This is a genomic window from Streptosporangium pseudovulgare (assembly GCF_014648055.1).
GTDB classification, from domain to species: domain Bacteria; phylum Actinomycetota; class Actinomycetes; order Streptosporangiales; family Streptosporangiaceae; genus Streptosporangium; species Streptosporangium pseudovulgare.
Genome location: NZ_BMQJ01000024.1, coordinates 30816 through 51015, shown reverse-complemented (window position 1 = coordinate 51015; position 20200 = coordinate 30816). Strand labels below are relative to the sequence as shown.

General features: G+C 74.6%; 19 protein-coding genes. 11 read left to right on the top strand and 8 right to left on the bottom strand.

All coding sequences use genetic code 11. The annotated features are described in order from the left end of the window. Window positions 1-11: 11 nt before the first annotated feature. Window positions 12-476: a MarR family winged helix-turn-helix transcriptional regulator gene (locus IEZ10_RS33465; protein WP_189250524.1), complete on the bottom strand. Its 465-nt coding sequence runs from the start codon at window positions 474-476 to the stop codon at window positions 12-14. A gap of 67 nt (window positions 477-543) precedes the next feature. Between IEZ10_RS33465 and IEZ10_RS33460 the strand changes: the two genes are divergently transcribed. From IEZ10_RS33460 to IEZ10_RS33450, 3 genes are all read left to right on the top strand, one after another. Beyond that, window positions 544-1296: a dienelactone hydrolase family protein gene (locus IEZ10_RS33460; protein WP_189250523.1), complete on the top strand. Its 753-nt coding sequence runs from the start codon at window positions 544-546 to the stop codon at window positions 1294-1296. A 111-nt stretch (window positions 1297-1407) separates the two neighbouring features. Continuing rightward, the gene (locus IEZ10_RS33455) at window positions 1408-2007 is read left to right on the top strand and encodes a DUF1349 domain-containing protein (protein ID WP_189250522.1); all 600 of its coding nucleotides are present in this window, start codon (window positions 1408-1410) and stop codon (window positions 2005-2007) included. Between the two features lie 391 nt (window positions 2008-2398). Then, window positions 2399-3388: a serine hydrolase domain-containing protein gene (locus IEZ10_RS33450; protein WP_189250521.1), complete on the top strand. Its 990-nt coding sequence runs from the start codon at window positions 2399-2401 to the stop codon at window positions 3386-3388. A 15-nt stretch (window positions 3389-3403) separates the two neighbouring features. Here the strand turns inward: IEZ10_RS33450 and IEZ10_RS33445 are convergent, their stop codons facing one another. Both IEZ10_RS33445 and IEZ10_RS33440 read right to left on the bottom strand, forming a co-directional pair. Next, window positions 3404-3766 (bottom strand): hypothetical protein, encoded by a 363-nt coding sequence (locus IEZ10_RS33445; RefSeq protein WP_189250520.1) that lies wholly within the window; start codon window positions 3764-3766, stop codon window positions 3404-3406. Window positions 3767-3848: 82 nt separating this feature from the next. Continuing rightward, on the bottom strand, window positions 3849-4871 hold the full coding sequence (locus tag IEZ10_RS33440; protein WP_189250519.1) for an SDR family oxidoreductase: 1023 nt from the start codon (window positions 4869-4871) through the stop codon (window positions 3849-3851). 329 nt (window positions 4872-5200) lie between these two features. Between IEZ10_RS33440 and IEZ10_RS33435 the strand changes: the two genes are divergently transcribed. Next, the gene (locus tag IEZ10_RS33435) at window positions 5201-5587 is read left to right on the top strand and encodes an SPW repeat protein (protein ID WP_229811900.1); all 387 of its coding nucleotides are present in this window, start codon (window positions 5201-5203) and stop codon (window positions 5585-5587) included. Window positions 5588-5750: 163 nt separating this feature from the next. On the opposite strand, the gene IEZ10_RS33430 is transcribed toward IEZ10_RS33435, so the two are convergent. From IEZ10_RS33430 to IEZ10_RS33420, 3 genes are all read right to left on the bottom strand, one after another. Beyond that, window positions 5751-6605 carry an alpha/beta fold hydrolase gene (locus tag IEZ10_RS33430; protein ID WP_189250517.1) on the bottom strand — a complete coding sequence of 285 codons (855 nt, stop codon included), beginning with the start codon at window positions 6603-6605 and terminating at the stop codon, window positions 5751-5753. 149 nt (window positions 6606-6754) lie between these two features. After that, window positions 6755-7378, bottom strand: a complete 624-nt coding sequence (locus IEZ10_RS33425; protein WP_189250516.1) for a DJ-1/PfpI family protein — start codon at window positions 7376-7378, stop codon at window positions 6755-6757. 2 nt (window positions 7379-7380) lie between these two features. After that, on the bottom strand, window positions 7381-8355 hold the full coding sequence (locus tag IEZ10_RS33420) for a GlxA family transcriptional regulator (protein ID WP_189250515.1): 975 nt from the start codon (window positions 8353-8355) through the stop codon (window positions 7381-7383). A 225-nt stretch (window positions 8356-8580) separates the two neighbouring features. Between IEZ10_RS33420 and IEZ10_RS33415 the strand changes: the two genes are divergently transcribed. From IEZ10_RS33415 to IEZ10_RS33405, 3 genes are all read left to right on the top strand, one after another. Next, window positions 8581-8913: a putative quinol monooxygenase gene (locus IEZ10_RS33415; RefSeq protein ID WP_189250514.1), complete on the top strand. Its 333-nt coding sequence runs from the start codon at window positions 8581-8583 to the stop codon at window positions 8911-8913. Window positions 8914-9144: 231 nt separating this feature from the next. After that, window positions 9145-9894: a DUF899 domain-containing protein gene (locus IEZ10_RS33410; protein WP_189250513.1), complete on the top strand. Its 750-nt coding sequence runs from the start codon at window positions 9145-9147 to the stop codon at window positions 9892-9894. Window positions 9895-10175: 281 nt separating this feature from the next. Next, window positions 10176-11018 carry a hypothetical protein gene (locus IEZ10_RS33405; RefSeq protein WP_189250512.1) on the top strand — a complete coding sequence of 281 codons (843 nt, stop codon included), beginning with the start codon at window positions 10176-10178 and terminating at the stop codon, window positions 11016-11018. A gap of 97 nt (window positions 11019-11115) precedes the next feature. On the opposite strand, the gene IEZ10_RS33400 is transcribed toward IEZ10_RS33405, so the two are convergent. Next, the gene (locus IEZ10_RS33400) at window positions 11116-11448 is read right to left on the bottom strand and encodes a hypothetical protein (RefSeq protein ID WP_229811898.1); all 333 of its coding nucleotides are present in this window, start codon (window positions 11446-11448) and stop codon (window positions 11116-11118) included. Between the two features lie 167 nt (window positions 11449-11615). On the opposite strand from IEZ10_RS33400, the gene IEZ10_RS33395 reads away from it, so the two are divergent. Both IEZ10_RS33395 and IEZ10_RS33390 read left to right on the top strand, forming a co-directional pair. Then, window positions 11616-12776 (top strand): acyl-CoA dehydrogenase family protein, encoded by a 1161-nt coding sequence (locus IEZ10_RS33395; RefSeq protein WP_189250511.1) that lies wholly within the window; start codon window positions 11616-11618, stop codon window positions 12774-12776. A gap of 227 nt (window positions 12777-13003) precedes the next feature. Further along, window positions 13004-15211 carry a SpoIIE family protein phosphatase gene (locus IEZ10_RS33390; protein WP_189250510.1) on the top strand — a complete coding sequence of 736 codons (2208 nt, stop codon included), beginning with the start codon at window positions 13004-13006 and terminating at the stop codon, window positions 15209-15211. Here IEZ10_RS33390 and IEZ10_RS33385 read toward each other — a convergent pair. Further along, window positions 15169-15525, bottom strand: a complete 357-nt coding sequence (locus IEZ10_RS33385; RefSeq protein WP_189250509.1) for an STAS domain-containing protein — start codon at window positions 15523-15525, stop codon at window positions 15169-15171. The two genes, IEZ10_RS33390 and IEZ10_RS33385, sit on opposite strands and share 43 nt — an antisense overlap. Before the next feature lie 139 nt (window positions 15526-15664). On the opposite strand from IEZ10_RS33385, the gene IEZ10_RS40145 reads away from it, so the two are divergent. Next, window positions 15665-19858: a SpoIIE family protein phosphatase gene (locus IEZ10_RS40145; RefSeq protein ID WP_189250508.1), complete on the top strand. Its 4194-nt coding sequence runs from the start codon at window positions 15665-15667 to the stop codon at window positions 19856-19858. Then, window positions 19855-20193 (top strand): STAS domain-containing protein, encoded by a 339-nt coding sequence (locus IEZ10_RS33375; protein ID WP_189250507.1) that lies wholly within the window; start codon window positions 19855-19857, stop codon window positions 20191-20193. The genes IEZ10_RS40145 and IEZ10_RS33375 overlap by 4 nt, the downstream gene beginning before the upstream one ends. Window positions 20194-20200 lie beyond the last annotated feature (7 nt).

Here is a 20200-nt window from a genome sequence, read left to right as displayed (position 1 = left end):
GGGGCCGGCGGTCACAGGTGGTCGGCGACGCGTTCCAGCAGGGGGAGCGCCTCGGCGAGCAGGCGTCGCTCCTGGTCGTCCAGGGCGTCGCCGAGCGCGCGCCCCAGCCGTTCGGTGACGGCCTGGGTCCGGTCGTCGTGGGCGCGCAGCCCGGCCTCGGTGAGCCGGCTGACGACCTTCCGGCCGTCCTGCGGGTCGGGTTCGCGGGCGATCAGGCCCCGCCTGGCCAGCGCGCCGAGCGTCGTGCCGATCGCCTGGGGGGTGATCTGCTCGGAGTCGGCGAGCTCGGCGGAGGTGGAGGGGCCCTGGCGGTGCAGCCGGGACAGCACGGCCAGCTCGGTGAAGGTGAGGTCGCTCGCGCTGTCGGCGACGCCGTACAGCTGCCTGATCCGCCGGGCGAGACGGCCGACGGCGATCCGGAGGTCGCGCGCCGTGTGATCCGGGCGGCCGGAGCCGGGCGGGATGTCGTGCACCATGATGCCAAGGTTAGCTTTATCAACCTGACTTTGCTACTTTCTCGGCATCCACCGAAAGGAACCGCCCGTGTGCCACGACGCCGACGCCACCCCGCCGGTCACCCCCACCGGTACGCCCGTCACCTCCGGCCCGCTGACCCTGACCTCCGCCGACGGCACCCGCCTCGCCGCCTACCTGGCCGTTCCCGAACGGCCGGCGGGCGCCGGGGTGGTGGTGATCCCCGACAACCGGGGGCTGGCGCCCTTCTACGAGCGCCTGGCCGTACGGCTCGCCGAGCACGGCCACCCCGCGATCGCCTACGACCACTTCGGCCGCACCGCCGGCCCGTCCACCGAGGGCCGGGGTAGCGACTTCCCGCGCATGGAGGACTACGCCGCGCTCACCCGGGCCCGGCAGCAGGACGACATGACCGCGGCCCTCGACCGGCTGCGGGAGTTCGGCGGCGCCCAGGTGGCCCTGGGCTTCTGCATGGGCGGACGCCTGGCCTTCTTCGCCTCCGAGCCGCGCTTCGGCCTGGCCGGGGTGGTCGGCTTCTACGGTCACCCCGGCATCGCCGGCCCGTACGGCCCCGGCCCCACCCAGCACGCCGCAGACCTGTCGGCCCCCGTCCTCGGCCTGTTCGGCGGGGCCGACGAGGGAATCCCGGAGAGCGAGGTGAAGGCGTTCGGCGACGCCCTCGCCGCCGCCGGGGTGGAGCACGAGTTCGTCGTCTACCCCGGCGCCCCGCACGGGTTCTTCGACGTCAGGAACGACGAGCACGCCGACGCGTGCGCCGACGCCTGGCGGCGCGTCCTGGCGTTCCTGGACCGGGTGGGCTGAGCACGGTTCCGCCCGCCGGTGACCCGCCTCGCGGGAGCGCTCCCGTGACAGACTGGGCGCGTTCCGAAGATCGAAGGGCCTGGCCGAGAGCCCGTACCCCGAGGAGACCCGATGACGGAACCCGTCGTGCTGCCCGCCTTCCCCGCCCCCATGCGCTGGCTGCACGAGCCGGTCGCCTACGAGGTGACGGGGAAGGACGCCCTGTCCATCACCGCGGGGCCGAAGACGGACCTGTTCTGCGACCCCGGCGGCCCCGACCGCTTCGACAGCGCCCCCGCGCTGGTCGGCCGCCTCGACGGCGACTTCACCCTCAGCGCCCGCGTCCGCCTCGACCTGCTGTCCACCTACGACGCGGGCGTGCTGCTGCTGTACGCGGACCCCGGCCACTGGGCGAAGCTCTGCCTGGAACTCTCCCCGCAGGGCAGGCCCACGATCGTCACCGTGGTGAACCGGGGGGTGTCCGACGACTGCAACGCGTTCGACGTCGACGGCGGCGACGTCCGGCTGCGGCTCTCCCGGCTCGGCTCCGCCTACGCCTTCCACGTCGCCGCGGGTTCGGACTTCTGGCGGCTGATCCGCTACTTCGCGCTGGACGGCGACCCCGAGATCGGCTTCCACGCCCAGTCCCCGACCGGGGAGGGCTGCACCGTGCGGTTCGAGGACATCCGCCACTCCGCCGAGCGTCTGACGGACCTACGCGGCGGCGCCTGACATCCACGGAGGCATCCCCGCGCCGGCCCCGGCTCGGCGGACGGCGGTTCCCGCGCGATCGACGCCCCGGGCGGTCCTTTACGCGAGAGCACGGGCGGATACGACCCGGATCGTCTGGGGCGGAGCGGAAGCAGGCGATCCGGGAAGCGGGGGAGTGGCACGATGCTCTTCGACTCGCGGGGAGATCTGGGCCGGGTCGCCGTCGCCGCCGCGGCGGGCCGCTGCTCGACGACGCCGCCATGCTGCTCCTTCGCAGGTACGGCGGCTGACCCGACGCTCCGGCGGCCGAACGGCGCCGCGAGCTCCCCACCGGGAAACGGGTTGGAGAATCGGCCGTCCGCTGTGAGAGGCTTCGTGGCCGTCGTGTCCGAGCGAGATGGAGGAGATTCGCATGTGGCGGCAGGCCGACCCTGAGGAAGCGGGTTTCGCGCCCGATCTGGCCGACCGGTTCGACGCGCTGGTGCGGAAGTACCCGCCGGGCCCGCACGGCGTGGTGGTGGTCCGCCACGGCGCCCTGGTGTTGGAGCGCTACGGCAGCGGTCCCGACTTCTCCTGGGGCACCCCGCTCGGCACGGTCGACTTCGGGCCGGACACCCTGCACGACGTCCGCTCGGTCACCAAGAGCGTCGTCGGGCTGCTGTACGGCCTCGCCCTGGCCGACGGCCTGGTCCCCGACCCCGCCGAACCGCTCCTGGCGCAGTTCCCCGAGTATCCCGACCTGGCCGCCGACCCGGCCCGCGCCCGGCTGACCGTCGGGCACGCGCTGACCATGACGCTCGGCCTGCGGTGGGACGAGAGCGCGCCGTACACCTCGCCGGAGAACGACGAGATCGGCATGGAGCTCGCGCCCGACCGGGCCCGCTTCGTGCTGGAGCGGCCGGTCGTCGAGGAGCCGGGCCGGCGGTGGCACTACAGCGGCGGCGCCGCCGCCCTGGTCGGCGCGCTCATCGCCCGGGGGACCGGGCGCCCGCTCGCGGACTTCGCCCGCACCGAGCTCTTCGAGCCGCTCGGCGTCGGCCCCTTCGAGTGGACGGAGGGCGCGGACGGGTCGGCCTCGGCGGCCTCCGGCCTGCGGCTGACCCCGCGCGGCATGGCCAGGATCGGTCAGGCCGTGCTCGGCCGCGAGGTCGTCCCCGGGTGGCTCGGGGAGATGCTGCGTCCGCGGGTGCCGGCCTGGGACGAGGTCTCCTACGGCTACCTCTGGTACGTGGACCCGGACGGGTCGGCCACCGCCATGGGCAACGGCGGGCAGCGGATCTTCGTCGTCCCCCGGCTCGACCTCGTCGTGGCCGTCACGGCGGGCGACTACGACGGCGCGGAGCAGGGCGCGCTGCCCCTGGCGGTCATGGAGGACGTCGTCCTGCCGGCCCTGGGCGCCTGACGCCGGGACCGGCCCCTACCGCTCCCGGGCCGGCTTCTGGTGGCGGTCGGTCCTGGCGTGAGTCCAGCCCATCGTGTCGTCCATGATCCTGATGCCCCTTCCCACCGGGACCATGAGGACCACCGCGGCGAGGCAGCTCCAGAACAGCGCCATGTTCCCGATGACCAGACCGAGACCACCGGCGGCGAAGAAGACCAGGAAGGCGGCGACGAACGCCCAGGAGACCGGGCGGCCGTGGGGCCGCCCCCGGTCGGAGACGGGCTTCGGCTCGCTGCGCGGCACCGGCCTGAGGGCCCGTGGCGTGTCCCCGGGGACGTCCGGCGTGTCCCGGGGATCGTCGGGCGTGCCGTCGAGGGCACGCGGCGTGTCGTCGTTCACGAGAAGCTCCTGAACTGCTGGGAAACGGTGCTCGCCGGCCGTGGCGCCCCTCCCGGGGGGCCACGGCCCGTGCGGCTTCGGCTCACGTGGTCCCGGCGCGCCGGGCGAGCCAGGTCAGACCGGCCAGCCCCGCCGCGGCTCCGGCGGCGGTCACCAGGCGGCGGTGCTCGGAGACCCAGACCTGGGGGCTGCGGGAATGCGAACGGGAGTCGAAGCGCCCGTGCGCCCCGTGGTCCCGGCCGCCCTCGTCGTCGGCGGGCTCCCACAGGTTGGCCGGCCGTCCCGCCCTCCGGTGCTCCGATGTCTGCTGGGAGGAGAAGCCCGTTCTGGCCAGGTACCTGTCGAGCAGGGCGGGCGCCACCCGGTCGGCCAGCAGCGTGGCGGCCGTCATGGCCCCCACCCAGAACTCCTTGCGCTCGGGGTGGTCGGCGGCGAACACGATCGCCCGCGCCGCGATCTCCGGCTGGTAGATGGGCGGTACCGGCTGCGGGCGGTTCGGCAGGCGGGACAGCACCCAGTCGAACTGCGGGGTGTTGACCGCGGGCAGCTGCACCATCGTGACCCGCACGCCGCTCTTCTCATGCATCAGCTCGCAGCGCAGGGACTCGGTGAACCCCTTGATGGCGTGCTTGGCCGCGCAGTACCCCGACTGCAGCGGGATCGCCCGGTAGGCCAGCGCGGAGCCCACCTGGACGATGGCGCCCTCACCGCGGGGCAGCATCCGGTCCAGCGCGGCCTTCGTGCCGTACACGTAGCCGAGGTAGGTGACCTCGGTCATCCGCCGGTACTCCTCCGGCTCGATCTCGGTGACCGGGGCGAAGACCGTGCTGAACGCCACGTTCACCCACACGTCGATCGGGCCGAGCTCCTCCTCCACGCGCCGGGCCGCCTCCTCCACCTGACGGTGGTCGGCGACGTCCACGGATATCGGCAGAGCCTGCCCGCCGGCCGCCCGGACCTCCTCGGCGGCGGCCTCCAGACCTCGCTCACCGCGGGCGAGCAGCGCCACGGAATCTCCCCGGGCGCCGAAGGCACGGGCCGCCGCCCGGCCGACACCGGCGCTCGCCCCGGTGACGACCACGGTCCTGGGACTCTCTTTCGTCATGTCTCATCACCTCGCCGGATCTCGATACCCGGAGAGGGCGGGCTCATACGGGACCGGGGCGTCCACGGGATCCGGGCGTCCGGGCGGGACCCGCCGCGGGACCACGGCCGAGAGCCTTCCGGCACGCCGTACCCGCGCCCGCCGGAACGCGCCACGCCGGGACATTCGCACAACTAGGACCGGGCTTTGTCCAACCATTGCGTCCTGCGCGAGTCGTCGCCTCCGGAGTGGATACGGATTAAGTGGTGGGATACCAGCCTGAAGAAGGGGTGGCGGGAACCATGACACATTCGCCACTGGGGATGGAACAACATCCTGACATAGCGGAGATGCGTGCTCGCTACGACCGCGCGACCCAGACGCCGGTCGCCCAGGTCGTTGGCGGACTGACCTTCCTGGCCGGTCTTTACCTGGCCATCTCGCCGTGGGTCGTCGGCTTCAGCGGCCGTACCACGATCACCGTCAACAACCTCGTCACGGGACTCGCCGTGGCGGCGCTGGCGGTCGGGTTCGCCTCGGCCTACGGCCGCACGCGCGGGGTCGCCTGGGTGACGCCCATCATCGGCCTCTGGACGATCATCGCTCCGTGGGTGGTCTCCCCGCACTCGGAGCCCGCGTCCGTCATCGTCAGCAACGTCATCGTCGGAGTCGTGCTGCTGCTCTGCGGGCTGGCGGAGATCGCGATCGGCATGCGGTCGTCACGACGGAAGACGTGACGCCGGGCCGCCGGACCGTCGCCGGCTCGGCCACGCGCCGCCGCGCCGAGGCGCGCCGGGCACCGCCGAGCAGGATCTCCTGACCGGCTCCGCCTCCGCTCCGGGGGCGGGGCCGGTCGGCGAGGAGGCCGGAGGACGGCCCCGTCCCCAGGCAGGGGGGCGGTCACGACAGGAAGCCGGTGAGGGCGTCGAGCCAGCGGTCCGGCTGGTCGACATGGGCCATGTGCCCCGCCTCCTCGATCACCACGGCGCGGGCGTCCGGCATCACCGCCGCCGCCTCCTCCGCCAGGGTCGCGGGGAACGTCATGTCCTGCCGGCCGTGCAGCAGGAGCACCGGGACGCCGAGGTCGCGCAGTCGCCGCACGGCGTCCTCGGGACGGGCGGACGGCAGGACACCGGCCCGCCAGGAGCGCATCCACTCCGCCGAGAAACGCACCTCCGCCAGGCGGCGGAGGTAGCCCGGCAGCGCCTCCGGGCGCCAGACGTCCGCTGCTGCGGAGGCGACCGCCGCCGCGCGGGTGAGGTCCGGTCCGGACAACGAGGGGTCGGACCACACGTCGGCCTCCGCGGCGAGCCGTTCCTCCCGTTCACGCCAGCCCGCGAAGGCGTCCGGTGGGACCGGCGGGACGCTGCTGGAGGCGACGACCAGCCTCCGCACCCGCCCGGGTACGGCCAGCGTCAGGCGCTGCGCGAGCAGCCCGCCGTAGGAGAACCCCAGCACGTCGGCCCGGGGACAGCCGAGCGCGTCCAGCAGGGCGACCAGGTCGCCGACGACCGCGTCGGGGGTGTGGTGCCCGTCGGCCAGGCCGCGCGTGGAGCGCCCGCAGCCCCGCAGGTCGGGCAGGACGACCCGGTGCCGCCCGGCGAGCGCCGCCAAGGGCTCGCGCAGGTAGGTGTGGTCCCAGTCGGGCCCTCCGTGGATCACCAGCAGGGTGCGGTCGGCGGGGCCCGGGGTCCGCGCGGTGAACAGCTCGACCGCCGGGTCCGCGGACACCGCCACGAGGCTCTCGGTGAACATCCCGGCAGTATCCCGGCCGCCGCGACCACTCGCCAAGCCGAACCGGGCCGCGGAGAGGCGGGGAGCGGGCGCGCCCCCCGTGGGCCGGGCGCCACCGGCGACCTCGTCCGGCCCGCCGAAGGGAGCGGGCCGGCGCCCGCCGGGACCGGTCAGGCGATGAGGCCGAGCGCCCGCTCCCGCAGGTCCGCCGGGGCGCCGCCTGCGGAGCCGGCGTCGAACGGCGGATCCGGGTCGTACTCGATCGCGAGCTGCACGGCCCGCGCCGTCTCCGCGTCGCTCACCCGGGCCAGCAGCGTCAGGGCCATGTCGATGCCGGCCGAGACACCGGCAGCGGTCACGATCCTGCCGTCCACGACCACCCGCTCGCTCACCGGTTCCGCCCCGAAGGCCGCGAGCCGGTCCAGCCACCCCCAGTGCGAGGTCGCCCTACGGCCGGCCAGCAGGCCCGCGGCCCCCAGCAGGAACGAGCCGCTGCAGACCGAGGCCGTCCACCGGGTGCGCTCGTGGGCCCGGCCGATCCAGCCGACCAGCTCGCGGTCGGACAGGGCCTCGGCCGTCCCCGGGCCGCCGGGCACGATGATCACGTCGGGGTGCGGCAGGTCTGCGTAGGAAGCGGTGGCCGTCAGCCCTGACCCGCCGCGGTCGTCCGGCACCGGTCCGGGGGAGGCCGCGACGAAGGTGACGGTGAAACCGGGGGCGAAAGCCATCACGGTGTACGGCCCGACCGCGTCGAGGGCGGTGAAGCGGGGATAGAGGGGGATCGCGATGTGCACTCTCAGGTCTCCTTCGTGTGAAACCGGCGACGGTGGTCGCCGGGTGAGATCCGCCAGTGGCGGCGGAAGGTCCGGTAGAGGGTTTCGGGTGTGCCGAGCCCGGACTCCCTGGCCACCCTGTCCAGGGGGTGCCCGGTCGTCTCCAGCAGCCGCCGCGCGGCGTCGGCGCGGCTGCGCTCGACGTAGCGGCCCGGGGAGATCCCCACCTGCTCGGTGAAGACCCGGGAGAAGTGGCGCTCGCTCATGCCCGCGCGCCTGGCGAGGGCAGGGACGCTCAGGTCCTCCGCGGGGTTGGCGTCGATGAACGCCTGGAGCTCCCTGAGCGGTTCGCTGCGCGGCGTGAGGGCGCGCATCGGCGTGCTGAACTGGCTCTGCCCACCGGGCCGGTGCAGGTACGCCACCAGCCCGCACGCCACGTCCTTGGCGAGCGCGTGGCCGTGGTCTTCCGCCACCAGCGCCAGGGCGAGATCCACCCCGGCGAGGACCCCGGCCGAGGTCCACACGTCCCCGTCTCCGACGTAGACGGAGTCGGCGTCCACCTCGACCCGGTCGTACCGGGCGGCCAGCTCCTCGACGGCCAGCCAGTGGGTGGTGGCCCGTCTGCCGTCCAGCAGCCCGGCCTCGGCCAGCAGGAAGGCGCCCGTGCAGACCGAGGCGGTCCGGCGGGCGGAGCGGGCCACCCGGGAGATCTCCCCGACGAGCTCCCGGTCGTCCGCGTGCCCGGCGGCGGACAGGCCGCCTACGACGAGGAGCGTGTCGACCGGCTCGGTGACCTCGCCGAGCGCGGTGCCGGCCGTGACCGTCATCCCATTGCCCGCGGTCACCGTTCCGGCTCGGACGGCGGCCACCTCCAGGCGGTAGCCGCCCACGGGGACGAGGAGGTTCGCCGTCGCGAAAACGTCGGCCGGTCCGGCCAGATCGAGCAGTTGGAAGCCGTCGAAGACGACGATCAAGACGCTTCGGTTCACGGCTCCCATGCTGTTCGCGGGCGGTCATGGCGTCAATGACACGGATATTGCAGATCACGCCATGAGCCGTCCACGCCCGCCGGTCGGGGTCCGCGCGGCACGTGCGCGGTGGGTGCGGGCCATCCGTGCCCGGCCTGCCGCGTTGGCCCGGTCCGCAGGCGATCGGCCAGACTTGGGAGGCCGGAGCGGGGCGGGCCAGGGCGGTCCGCCCGCGCCCGTCGTTGGAGGAAAACAATGATCTTCATTACCGCGAAGTTCCGGGTGCTGCCCGAGCACGCCGACCGGTGGCCCGAGATCACCGCCGAGTTCACCCGGGCCACCCGGTCCGAGCCGGGCTGCCTGTGGTTCGACTGGTCCCGCAGCGTCGAGGACCCGGCCGAGTACGTCCTGGTGGAGGCGTTCCGCGACGACGCCGCCGGGGCGGCCCACGTGGGGTCGGAGCACTTCAGGAAGGCCCAGGAGACGCTGCCGCCGCACCTCGCCGAGACGCCCCGGATCGTCAACACCACGGTCCCGCAGGACGACTGGTCCCTTCTGGGGGAGATGGCCGTGCCCGAGCGCGGCTGAGCCACGCCTCCCGGCCCGCCCCGGCCGCTCCGGGACGGGCCGGGGCCGGTCGCAGGCGGTTCCGCCGGAACCGGAAGGGGCCGGCGCCCCTCCGTGATCCGCCCGCGCGTCGCGGCCCGCGGACCCCGCCACCGGATAGGGGTGACGGATCTTCATGTTCCCTGGAAACCCGCACCGGCTTCCGGGAAACTCGCCCTGATCCCGGAAAACCCATATCGAAGGGGCAGCGCGATGAGCAACCCGGTCGTGTCGCGAGAAGAGTGGCTGGTCGCCCGCAGGCGGCTGCTGGAGCAGGAGAAAGAGGCGTTCCGGGCGCTGGACGCCGTCCGGGCCCGGCGGCGGGAGCTGCCGGCGGTCGCGGTGGACAAGGACTACCGCTTCCAGGGGCCGTCCGGCGAGGTGGGCCTGGCCGACCTGTTCGAGGGCCGCCGCCAGCTCATCGTCTACCACTTCATGTTCGACCCCGCCTGGGACGAGGGCTGCACGAGCTGCTCGTTCCTGACCGACAACATCGGCCACCTGGCGCACCTGCATGGGGCGGACACCACGCTGGTCCTGGTCTCCCGCGCGCCGTACCCGAAGATCGAGCCGTTCCGCGAGCGGATGGGCTGGGAGGTGCCGTGGTACTCCTCCCACGGCGGTGACTTCAACTACGACTTCCACGTGACCAACGACGAGGCCGTCGCCCCGGTCGAGTACAACTACTACGACCGCGAGGCCCTGGAGCGGCGCGGTCTGACCCCCTTCATGAAGGGGGAGGCCCACGGCGTGAGCGTCTTCGTCCGCGCGGACGAAGACGCGGCCGAGGCCGGGGACGGCGCGGTGCTGCACACCTACTCCTCCTACGGCCGCGGCCTCGACCTGCTGCTCGGCACCTACAACTACCTGGACCTGACGCCGCTCGGCCGGCAGAAGTACGTCAACGAGTTCAGCCACCACGACCGGTACGGCGCCGCGGAGGCGGCCGGCTGCCACCACTGACGGCTTCCGGGAGGGCCGTACGGCGGACGCGCGGCTCGCCGTACGGCCGGCGGTGGATTTTTTCGGTCCCGCGGATCCGCGGGTTGAGCTGGTGGGGAGCGGCGGTGCGCGGAGGCCGCCCGGCGGGGCGGCCGCATGGGGTGGGCGGAAGCGGGAAGTGGGCGGAATGCCCGTTAGGAGATTGTTACGGCTGGTCGCCGTGATCGTCATCCCGGGGTGGGTGAGGTCCGCCTCACCGGCTCCGCGGGCGCTCAACCGGACACCGTAGACGGGAGGACATGGTGACATCGACCAACCGTGACACGTTGAACGAGCGGGGCCCGGCCGGGGCGGGCGGGCCGCGCCGGGGCGTCTCGCGGCCGCTGGCCGTCGCGGCGACCGCGGTGCTGCTGGCGTCGGGTGGCATCGGGGTGACGACGGCGTCGGCGGCGTCGGCGGCGACGCCCGTGCCGCCCCCGACCCCCACCCCGACGGGTACGGCCGACGGGACGCCCGCGACGACCCCGGCCCCCACGGAGACCGTGACCGCGACGCCCACCGAGACGTCCACCGAGACCGCGACCCCCGCACCGACCCCCACCGCGACCGAGCTGCCCACCGTGCACCCCCTGCAGTTCGCCGACACGGCGCACGGCGAGTTCGTGCTGGGGACGAAGGACCCCTGCGCGTTCGTCACGGTGTTCGCCCAGACGGGCAAGGTGACCGCCGTGGAGGAGGGCTCGATCACCGTGCGCAGCCGCGACGGCTTCGAGCAGGCGTACACGCTCGTCGACGACACCCGCGTCGTGGCGGGCAGGCGCGGGAACGGAGATGTCAGGCAGGGCGACTGGGTGACCCTGACCGCGCTGCGGCAGGCGCAGGAGGCCACGGCCGCCTACGTCTACGACCTGTCGCAGCCGGGCAAGGGCAAGCGCGGCGCCTGGTGGTCCCCGCGGCAGGGCTGGCCCGGCACGGGCAAGTGGCGGGCTCCCAAGCCCTGCCCCACCCAGCCGCAGACCCCGTCCCCGACCCCCACGGACGGCGGAACGCCCACCGCGCCGACCACCCCGAGCCCGACGTCCTCGGGCACGCCGGCCCCGCTGCCCAGCGAGACGCCGACCCCCACCCCGACCGCCGGTTCCTGAGCCCCGGCTCCGTTCCCCGGCGGACATCGCGTGACGGCCCCGGGCGCGGCATCCCCGCGCCCGGGGCCGTTCTCCGTGCCGGGGAGCCGGGCGATGCTCAGCGCGGCCCGTCCTGGAGCATCTGGCGGACCTGCTCGTGGGAGCACCCGGCGTGTGCGGCGATGCGGCGCAGCGACCAGCCCTCGCCCCGGGCCTGGCGCATCGCCTGGCGCAGCGCCTCGTCGGCCACCTCGTCGAGGGCGGCGCGCAGGTCGGCCAGGGAGCGCAGCCGGGAGGCCGGAGCCTGGACGGCGAGCCCGGCGCACGCGGCGCCGACCTGCTCGGCGAGGGCGAGCAGCAGAGGGTCGTCGGACGGTTGCCGGTCGCCCGGCCGCCGTGAGCGGGAACGGTGGGGGAGCATCGACTTCTCCGGTTTCAAAGCGGGGATCATGGCTTTCACCTGGAGCGGCGGCCGAGGGCCGCACAAGAGGAGGACGGGCGGTCGGCCGGGCGGAAAGCACGTCGTTGTGCGTCCGCGCCCGACGTCAACTATCTTGACATCCGTAAGCGGCGGAGAACATCGGCACCGGGGCCGGTGGGGTCATCACAGGAGCGGCAATGGCACGGATCGAACTGGGTGCCGCGCTCACGGCCGCCCGCGAGGTGGCCCGTGATGTCCTGGCGGAGCGGGCCGCCGCGGCGGACGCCGAGGGGCGCTGGCCCGAAGAGGGCATGGCCGCGCTGCGGTCCCGGCTCGGCGGGCTGGTGGTGCCCGAGCGGTTCGGCGGGATGGGCCACGGCCTGCTCGCCGTCGCCCAGGTCGGTGAGATCACCGGCCAGGCCTGCGCCTCGACGTCGATCTGCTTCGGCATGCACCTGGTGGGTTCGGCCGTGATCGCCGCCAAGGCCGACCGGTTCGGGCAGCACGACCGCCTGGCCGCGATCGCCGCCGGGCGGCACCTGACCACGCTGTCGCTGTCGGAGCCCGGTACGGGCGCGGAGTTCTGGCTCCCGCAGACCCGGATGGAGCGGGCGGACGGCGACCGGCTGCGGCTGAGCGGCGCCAAGAGCTTCGTCACCAACGGCGGCCACGCCGACTCCTACGTGATGTCGGCGGCGGCGGCCGGACCGGGGGCCGTCCCCGGTCAGTTCTCCTGCGTGGTCGTCGACGCCGGAACCCCGGGGCTGAGCTGGGGGCCGCCCTGGCACGGGCTCGGCATGCGCGGCAACGCCTCACGGGGCGCGTTGCTGGAGGACGTCGAGATCCCCCGGGCCGACCTGCTGGGAGAGGAGGGCGACGAGATCTGGTACGTCTTCAACGTCGTCGCCCCCTACTTCCTGACGGCCATGGCCGGCACCTACCTGGGCGTCGCCGAGGCCGCGCTGCGGGAGGCCCGTACCCACCTGCTGCGCCGCAGGCACGCCCACAGCGGCCGGAGCCCGGCCGCCCAGCCGCTGGTCCAGCACCGGCTGGGGGAGATGTGGGCCGTCGTCGAACGGACCCGGCGGCTGATCTACCATGCCGCGGCCGAGGGCGAGGCCGGCGGCCCCGACGCGCTGCCGGCGCTGTGCTCGGCCAAGGCGGAGGTCGCCGAAGCCGCCGAGGCCGTCGTCAACGACGCCCTGACGCTCGTCGGCGGGGCGGGGTACTCCGACGGCTCCGTCCTGCACCGGCACCTGCGCGACGCCCGCGCCGCGCACGTGATGTCCCCGATCACCGACGTGCTGCGCGTCTGGGTCGGCCGGGCGCTGCTGGACGAACCCCTGCTGGAGGGGTGACGGTGCCGCCCGCGACGCCCCCCGGACCGCCGTCCCCTGAGCCGATGCCTTCCGGGTCGCCGGCCCCCGGGTCGCCCGATCCGTCCGGACCGCCGTCCCCTGAACCGCCGTCCCCGTTGTCGCCCGGTCCGTCCGGGACGCCTGGATCGCCCGGTCCATCCGGGACGCCTGGATCATCTGAGTCATCCGGTCCCTCTGGTCCGTCCGGGCGCCGGCGGGTCCTGCTGGTGCGGGCCGGAGCCGAGGCCGAGGCGCGCCTGTCCGGCCTGGCCGAGGCCGGCGCCGAGGTGATGGGCGTCTCCGCCGGGCGGGCCCTCGACCTGCTGGGCGCGGACGGCCCGCCGGGCGGGCGCCGCCCGACCCTGGTGGTGCTCGGCGCGGAGCTGCCCGCCCCGGTCGGCCTGGTGCACGCCCTGCGGCCCGACCCCCGCGATCTGGCCGTCGTCGTGCTGACGACGCTCCGCAACCAGGAGCGGGTCGCGGCGCTGCCGCTGCTGGCCCCGGCCCGGCTCGTCTGCGCGCTGCCGCACGACAGGCTCGATGACCTGCCGGACCTCGTCCACCGGCTGATGGAGCAGATCGACCGCGAGCGCGCCTACGCCGCCACCCAGGCCGCCGTGCAGCAGTCCCTGACCTCCGGCGGCCAGGCTCCCCGGCAGCCGGGACGGCACCTGCTCGGCGCGATACTCGGCCAGGCGCTGACCGGCGCCCTCCTGCTCGATCCCGGCCTGCGGCTGGTGGCGTGGAACCGCCGGGCCGCCGGCCTGTTCGGGCTGGAGGAGCCCGGCTCCATCGGCCGCCCCCTGGACGGGTGGTTCCCCGCGGAGGCCCGGGAGCGCCTGCGGGCCTACCTCGGCGGCCCGCCCGCCGACACGGCTGGGACCGGCCCCGCCGGAACCCACGCGGCCGGGACCGGCCCGTTGGGGACCGGCCCGTCCGGGGTCGACCCGTTGGGGACCGGCCCCGCCGGGACCGACCCGTCCGGAGCCGACCCGGCCTTCACCCGTGTCACCGGCGACGGCGCCGAGCAGGTGCTGCGGCTCAGTCCCCAGCCGGTGACCGACCCCGGCGGCGCCGAGCAGATCCTCGTCCTGGCCGAGGACGTCACCGAGGCCGTCCAGGCACGGCGGGCCCTGGCCGAACGCACCGGCCAGGCCCTGCTCAGCGGGGAGGTCGCCGCGGCCGTCACCGCCGACGAGCCGCTGGAACAGCGGCTGCGGCGGTGCGTCCAGGCCCTCGCCGGCCACCTGGACGGCGCCGTGGCCGCCGTGTGGATCCTCGACCCGCAGACGGAAACGCTGCGCCTGTCAGCCGACGCCGTCCGCGGCGCCGTCCTGGACGACCGGTGCGCCCGCGTCCCGCTGGGGGAGTCGACGATCGGCCGGATCGCCGCCGCGCGCCGGCCGTACGTGACGTCCGAGGCGATCGGCGACCCGCACGTGGAGGAGCAGGACTGGATGCGACGCGAGTCGCTGACCGCGTTCGCCGGCTACCCGCTGGTCACCCAGGGGCAGGTGATGGGCGTCCTCGCCGTCCTGGCCCGCCGGCGCCTGCCGGACACCGGCGTGCGGGCGCTCGCCGGGATCGCCGACCAGATCGCCGTCGCCGTGCACCGCGACCGGCTGCTGGAACGGCTGAGCGCCACCGCCGACGCGCTGCAGCGCCCCCTGCTGCCGCCGCGGCTTCCCGAGCCGCCCGGCGTCGAACTGGCCGCCCGCTACCGCCCGTACGGCGACGGCCTGCAGATCGGCGGCGACTTCTACGACGCCTTCCCGCTGCCCGGCGACCGCTGGGCCGTCGCGCTGGGAGACGTGTGCGGCAAGGGACCGGCCGCGGCCGCCGTCACCGGCCTGGTCCGCCACACCCTGTGGGCCGCCGCCCAGCAGGACGCCGACCCCGGCCACGTGCTGCCGCTGGTCCACCGCGCCCTGCGGCGCGAGAACAGCCCGTTCTGCACGCTCGCCTACGCCGTCGTGGACTGCTCCGCCGAACCCGTCCGGGTACGGCTGGCCTGCGCCGGGCACCCCTCCCCGATCCTGCGGCGCGCCGGCGGCGCCGTCGCCATGGCCGTGGAGGCACTGGACGGCTACGGCCCGGCGCTGGGCCTGTTCGACGGGGCGCACTACCCCGCGCACTCACTGGACCTGCGTCCCGGCGACAGCCTCGTGCTCTACACCGACGGCTTCGTCGAGGGTGGCGCCTCCCACCGCCAGCGGCGGCCCGACGACCTCGCCGTCACGCTGGCCGCCCACCTTCCGCCCGGACCGGACGACCGGCCGGCCGACCGGATCGTCGAGGTCCTGATGGCCGACGCCCTGAACCGGTGGGGTGAGGGGCTGCGCGACGACCTGGCGGTCCTGGCGCTCGCCGCCGTGCCCCGGGCCGGCGGAGGTCAGGCCGACAGGGCCCGCACCGCGTCCTCGGCGGTGTCGTAGAAGGACAGCAGCCGGTCCAGTCCCATGATGCGGAAGACGCGGGCGATGTCGGGGTCGATGCCGGCCAGCGCCAGGGAGGCCCCGGCCGCCTGGGCACGCTGGTGGGCCGCGATGAGCACGGCGATGCCGGTGGAGTCGCAGAACGTCAGGGCCGAGAGGTCGACCACCACGCCGGACCCGGCCTCCATGGGAAGCTCCTCCACGGTGTCCCGCAGGCCAGGGCTGGTGTGATGGTCCAGGTCACCCGTCACGACCAGCAGGCGAGGGCCGGCGGGGTGAGACTGGAGGGTGACGGTCAGACCGTTGTGCACCATGACTCCTGGAGAGGGAACTGGGGTCGGGCGGGCGCTGGCAGGGCCAGGGGCAACGTTAATGCCCCCATAGTGGTTTGCCCTATCCTACGTAATCGTTGAACTGGAGACTTACCGGCCGGAGCGTTGAGGAAGGCGGGCGATGAGCGAATTGGAGCGCTCCGGAGCCGCGGAACTGATGTTCCCCGGAACCAGCGAGATGGCGCGGCGGATGCGCGCCTACCCGTGGTCCTCGATCTCCATGGGCGAGCCGGACGCCTGGCCGACGAGCCTGCGCACCGCCTGCCGGATCTGCCTGACCTCGCGCTTCCCCATGATCGTCTGGTGGGGGGAGGAGCTGCGCTTCCTCTACAACGACGCCTACCTCCCGCTGCTGGGATCGAAGCATCCCGCCCTGGCCAAGACGGGCGAGGAGGTGTGGGAGGAGATCTGGCACACCATCGGGCCGATGCTGCGGTCGGTGATGGCCTCGGGGGAGGCCACCTGGTCGGAGGACCTCCTGCTGCCGATGAACCGGCACGGCTACTGGGAGGAGACCTACTGGACCTACTCCTACAGCCCGCTGCACGACGACGACGGTACCGTACGCGGGGTGTTCACCGCGGTCAGCGACACCACCGAGCGGGTGATCGGCGAACGCCGCCTGGCCGTGCTGCAGGACCTGGGCGCCCAGGCGGGCCACGCCCGCAGCGTCACCGAGGCGTGCCGGCTCGTGGCCCGGGTGCTGGAGCGGGCCGGCCTCGACGTGCCGTTCGCCGCGATCTACCTGCGCCGGCCCGGGGACGACGAGCCGGTGCTGACCGCCACCAGTCCCGAGGGCACCGAGATCCGTCCCCTGGCGGACGGGCCCGGGGACTGGCCGTTGCGGGAGGTGCTGGACACCGGGCGGCCCGTCACGATGACGGACGTGGCGGAGCGGTTCGGCGCCCTGCCCGCCGGAGGCTGGCAGACCCCGCCGACGCAGGCCATGGTGCTGCCGCTGGCCGGTGAGACCGGCGGCCGGAACGTCGGGGTGATCGTGCTGGCGGCCGGCGCCGGCCGGGCCCTGGACGAGGCCTACGAGTCGTTCCTCGGCCTGGTGGCGCGGCAGACCGCCGCCCTGGTCAACGCGGCGGTCGCCTACCAGCTCCAGCAGCGCCGGGCCGAGGAGCTGGCCGAGCTCGACCGGGCCAAGACCGCCTTCTTCTCCAACGTCAGCCACGAGTTCCGCACCCCGCTGACCCTGATCATGGGGCCGGTGCAGGAACTGCGGGGCGCGCTGGCCGGCGCGGACGCGCGGGTGCGCGAGGACCTCGAGGTCGTCCACCGCAACGGGCTGCGCCTCGGCAAGCTGGTCAACACCCTGCTCGACTTCTCCCGCATCGAGGCGGGGCGGATGCAGGCCCGCTACGAGCCGGTGGACCTCTCCGTCGTCACCGCCGAGCTGGCCAGCGTCTTCCGCTCCGCGATCGACAAGGCCGGGCTGGCCTTCGACGTGGACTGCCCGCCCCTCCCCGAGCCGGTCCACATCGACCGGGGCATGTGGGAGAAGGTGGTGCTGAACCTCCTCAGCAACGCGCTGAAGTTCACCTTCGACGGCTCGATCCGGGTCGCGCTGCGCGGCGACGGCGAGCACGCCGTCCTCACGGTCGCCGACACCGGCGTCGGGATCTCCGAGGAGGAACTGCCGCGGCTGTTCGAGCGCTTCCACCGCGTCGAGAGCGCCCGGTCACGCTCCAACGAGGGCAGCGGCATCGGCCTGGCCCTGGTGCGGGAGCTCGTCGGGCTGCACGGCGGCGCCATCACCGCCGAGAGCACCGAGGGCGAGGGCACCACGTTCACCGTCCGCCTGCCCTTCGGCGCCGCGCACCTGCCCCCCGGGAACATCGTCCCGGCCGGCGCGGCGGAGGCGGTCTCCGTCACCGCCGACCCGTTCGTCGAGGAGGCCCTGCGCTGGCTGCCCGGCGACGCGCCCGCCCGGGACACCGGGAGCGCCGGGGAACCGGGGGAGACCGGGGAGATCACCGGGGCCGGGCGGGACGGCGCCGCCGGGCGGGCCCCCGAGGGCCTTCCCACGCCGGAGGACGGCGAGGCCGGGCGGGCCCGGGTACTGATCGCCGACGACAACGCCGACATGCGCGAGTACCTCACCCGGCTGCTGCGCCCGGCCTACCGCGTCACGGTCGTCACCGACGGCCGGGACGCCCTGGATGCCGTCCGCGCCGACCCGCCTGACCTGGTGGTCAGCGACGTGATGATGCCGCGGCTGGACGGCCTGCAACTGGTCGCCGCGCTGCGCGCCGACCCGCGCACCGCCGGCGTGCCGGTGCTGCTGCTGTCGGCCCGCGCCGGGCAGGAGGCGTCCATCGAGGGCCTGGAGGCCGGCGCCGACGACTACCTCGTCAAGCCCTTCTCCGCGGCCGAACTGCTGGCCCGGGTGCGGGCCAACGTGGAGCTGGCGCGGCTGCGCGGCCACCACACCCGGTGGCGCAACGCGCTGATCGACTCCCTGCAGGAGGCGTTCTTCGTCTGCGACGAGGACGGCGCCGTCATCGAGATCAACTCGGCGTTCACCGACATCCTCGGCTACGACGCCGACGGCCTGCCGTACCGGCCGATCCACCCGTGGTGGCCCGACGAGGCCGACGACCCCGAAGGGCACCGGCTGGTCGGCGACGTCTTCTCCAGGCTCCTGGACGTCGGGAAGGGCAGGGGCGTGATACCCCTCGCCCACCGCGACGGGCACCGGGTGTGGGTGGCGGTCACCTTCAACGACGTCCTCGATCCCGACACCGGCCGCCGCCGGGTCGTCGGCACCCTCCGCGACGTCACCGCCGAGCACTACGCCGTGCAGCGCGAGAGCGCGCTGGCGGCCCTCAGCGTCCGCCTGTCGCAGGCCGGCAGCATGACCGACGCCCTGAGCGGGGCGCTGGAGGAGCTTCGGGAGGTCTGGCACGCCCGCCAGGTGCTGGCCGCCCTCTGGAGCGGCGACGACGGGCCCGCCCTGACCTCCACCGCCGCCGGAGCCGACTGGCGGACCCTGCCGCCGGAGCTGCGCGCCTCGCTCGGCGCCCTGCGCGAGCAGCCGCCGCTGCGCCCGTCCGCGAGCGAGGCCGGCGGCGCGGGCGTCACCCTGGAGCATCCCGCCGGGCTGCTCGCCGTCTGGATCGACCTCGACCAGAACCGGCCCTTCACCGCCGAGGACCAGACCCTGCTGGCGCTGCTGGCCGGCCACCTCGGTCAGGGCCTGCACCGGGCCCACCAGCTCGACCGGCAGCGCGAGACCGCGGTGGCGCTGCAGCGGGCCATCCTCGGCCCGTCCCGGCTGCCCGACGGCTTCGCCGTACGCTACGAACCGGCCGGCCGGCCCCTGGAGGTCGGCGGCGACTGGTACGACATCGTGCCGCTGCCCGACGAGCGCATCGGCATCGTGGTCGGAGACTGCGTGGGCCGGGGCCTTGAGGCCGCGGCCGTCATGGGGCAGCTGCGCAGCGCCTGCCGCGCCCTGCTGCTGCAGGAGGCGGGCCCCTCCCAGGTGCTCACCGCCCTCGACCGGTTCGCCGCGCAGGTCCCCGGCGCCCGGTACACCACCGTCTTCTGCGGCGTCCTGGACACCGCCACCGGCGACCTCGCCTACTCCAGCGCCGGGCATCCACCGGGCATCCTGGTCCTTCCCGACGGCGCCACCCGGCTGCTGCGGGACGGCCGCTCCACCCCGCTGGCCGCCCGCCCCGGCCGGGCGCGCCCCGAGGCGGCCTGCACGATGCCGGCCCGCTCCACCCTGCTGCTGTACACCGACGGCCTGGTCGAGCGCCGCAGCCGCCCGCTCACGGACGGCATCGACCAGGCCGGCGCCGCCGTCCAGGACGGCCGCTCCACCCCCATAGAGGACCTCGCCACCGAGGTCATGACCCGCATGGAGCCGGACAGCGGGTACAGCGACGACGTCGCCCTCCTGCTGTACCGCCAGCCCGCGCCGCTGGAGGTGGCCTTCCCCGCCGAGTCCGGCCAGCTCGCCCCGGTGCGCACGGCGCTGCGCGACTGGCTGAACCGCTGCGAGATCAGCTCCTCGATGATCCAGAACGTCCTGGTCGCGGCCGGTGAGGCCTGCGCCAACGCCATCGAGCACGGCCATCGCCACAGTCCGGGCGACATGATCCGGCTGCGGGCGGTCGCCACCGGCGTCGACCTGCACCTGACCGTGGCCGACAGCGGGCGGTGGAAGACCCCCCGGCCGGAGGCCAACACCCACCGCGGCCGGGGCGTCGCCCTCATGCGCGCCCTGATGCATCATGTCACCATCGAACCCGGAGCCGCAGGCACCACCGTCGACATGCACACGAGGATCACCCGATGACCACCCCCTTGACGATGGCCGCCTCGCGGCGCCCCGACGGTACCCAGGTCCTCACCGTCACCGGTGAGATCGACATGAGCAACGCCGGCACCTTCGACGCGGCCCTGACCCGGGCCGCCGACGACGGCCACCTCGTCGTCGACCTCGCCGCGGTGGACTACCTCGACAGCGCCGGGCTGACCGTCCTGTTCGACCACGCCCCGCACATCGAACTGGTCGCCAACCCCCTGCTCGCCCCGGTCCTGTTCATCTCCGGGCTCGTCGACGTCACCACCGTGCACGGCCTCGGCTCCGGCCTGGACGGCTCCGGCCCGGACGGCGACGGTCGGCTCTGACGGCGCG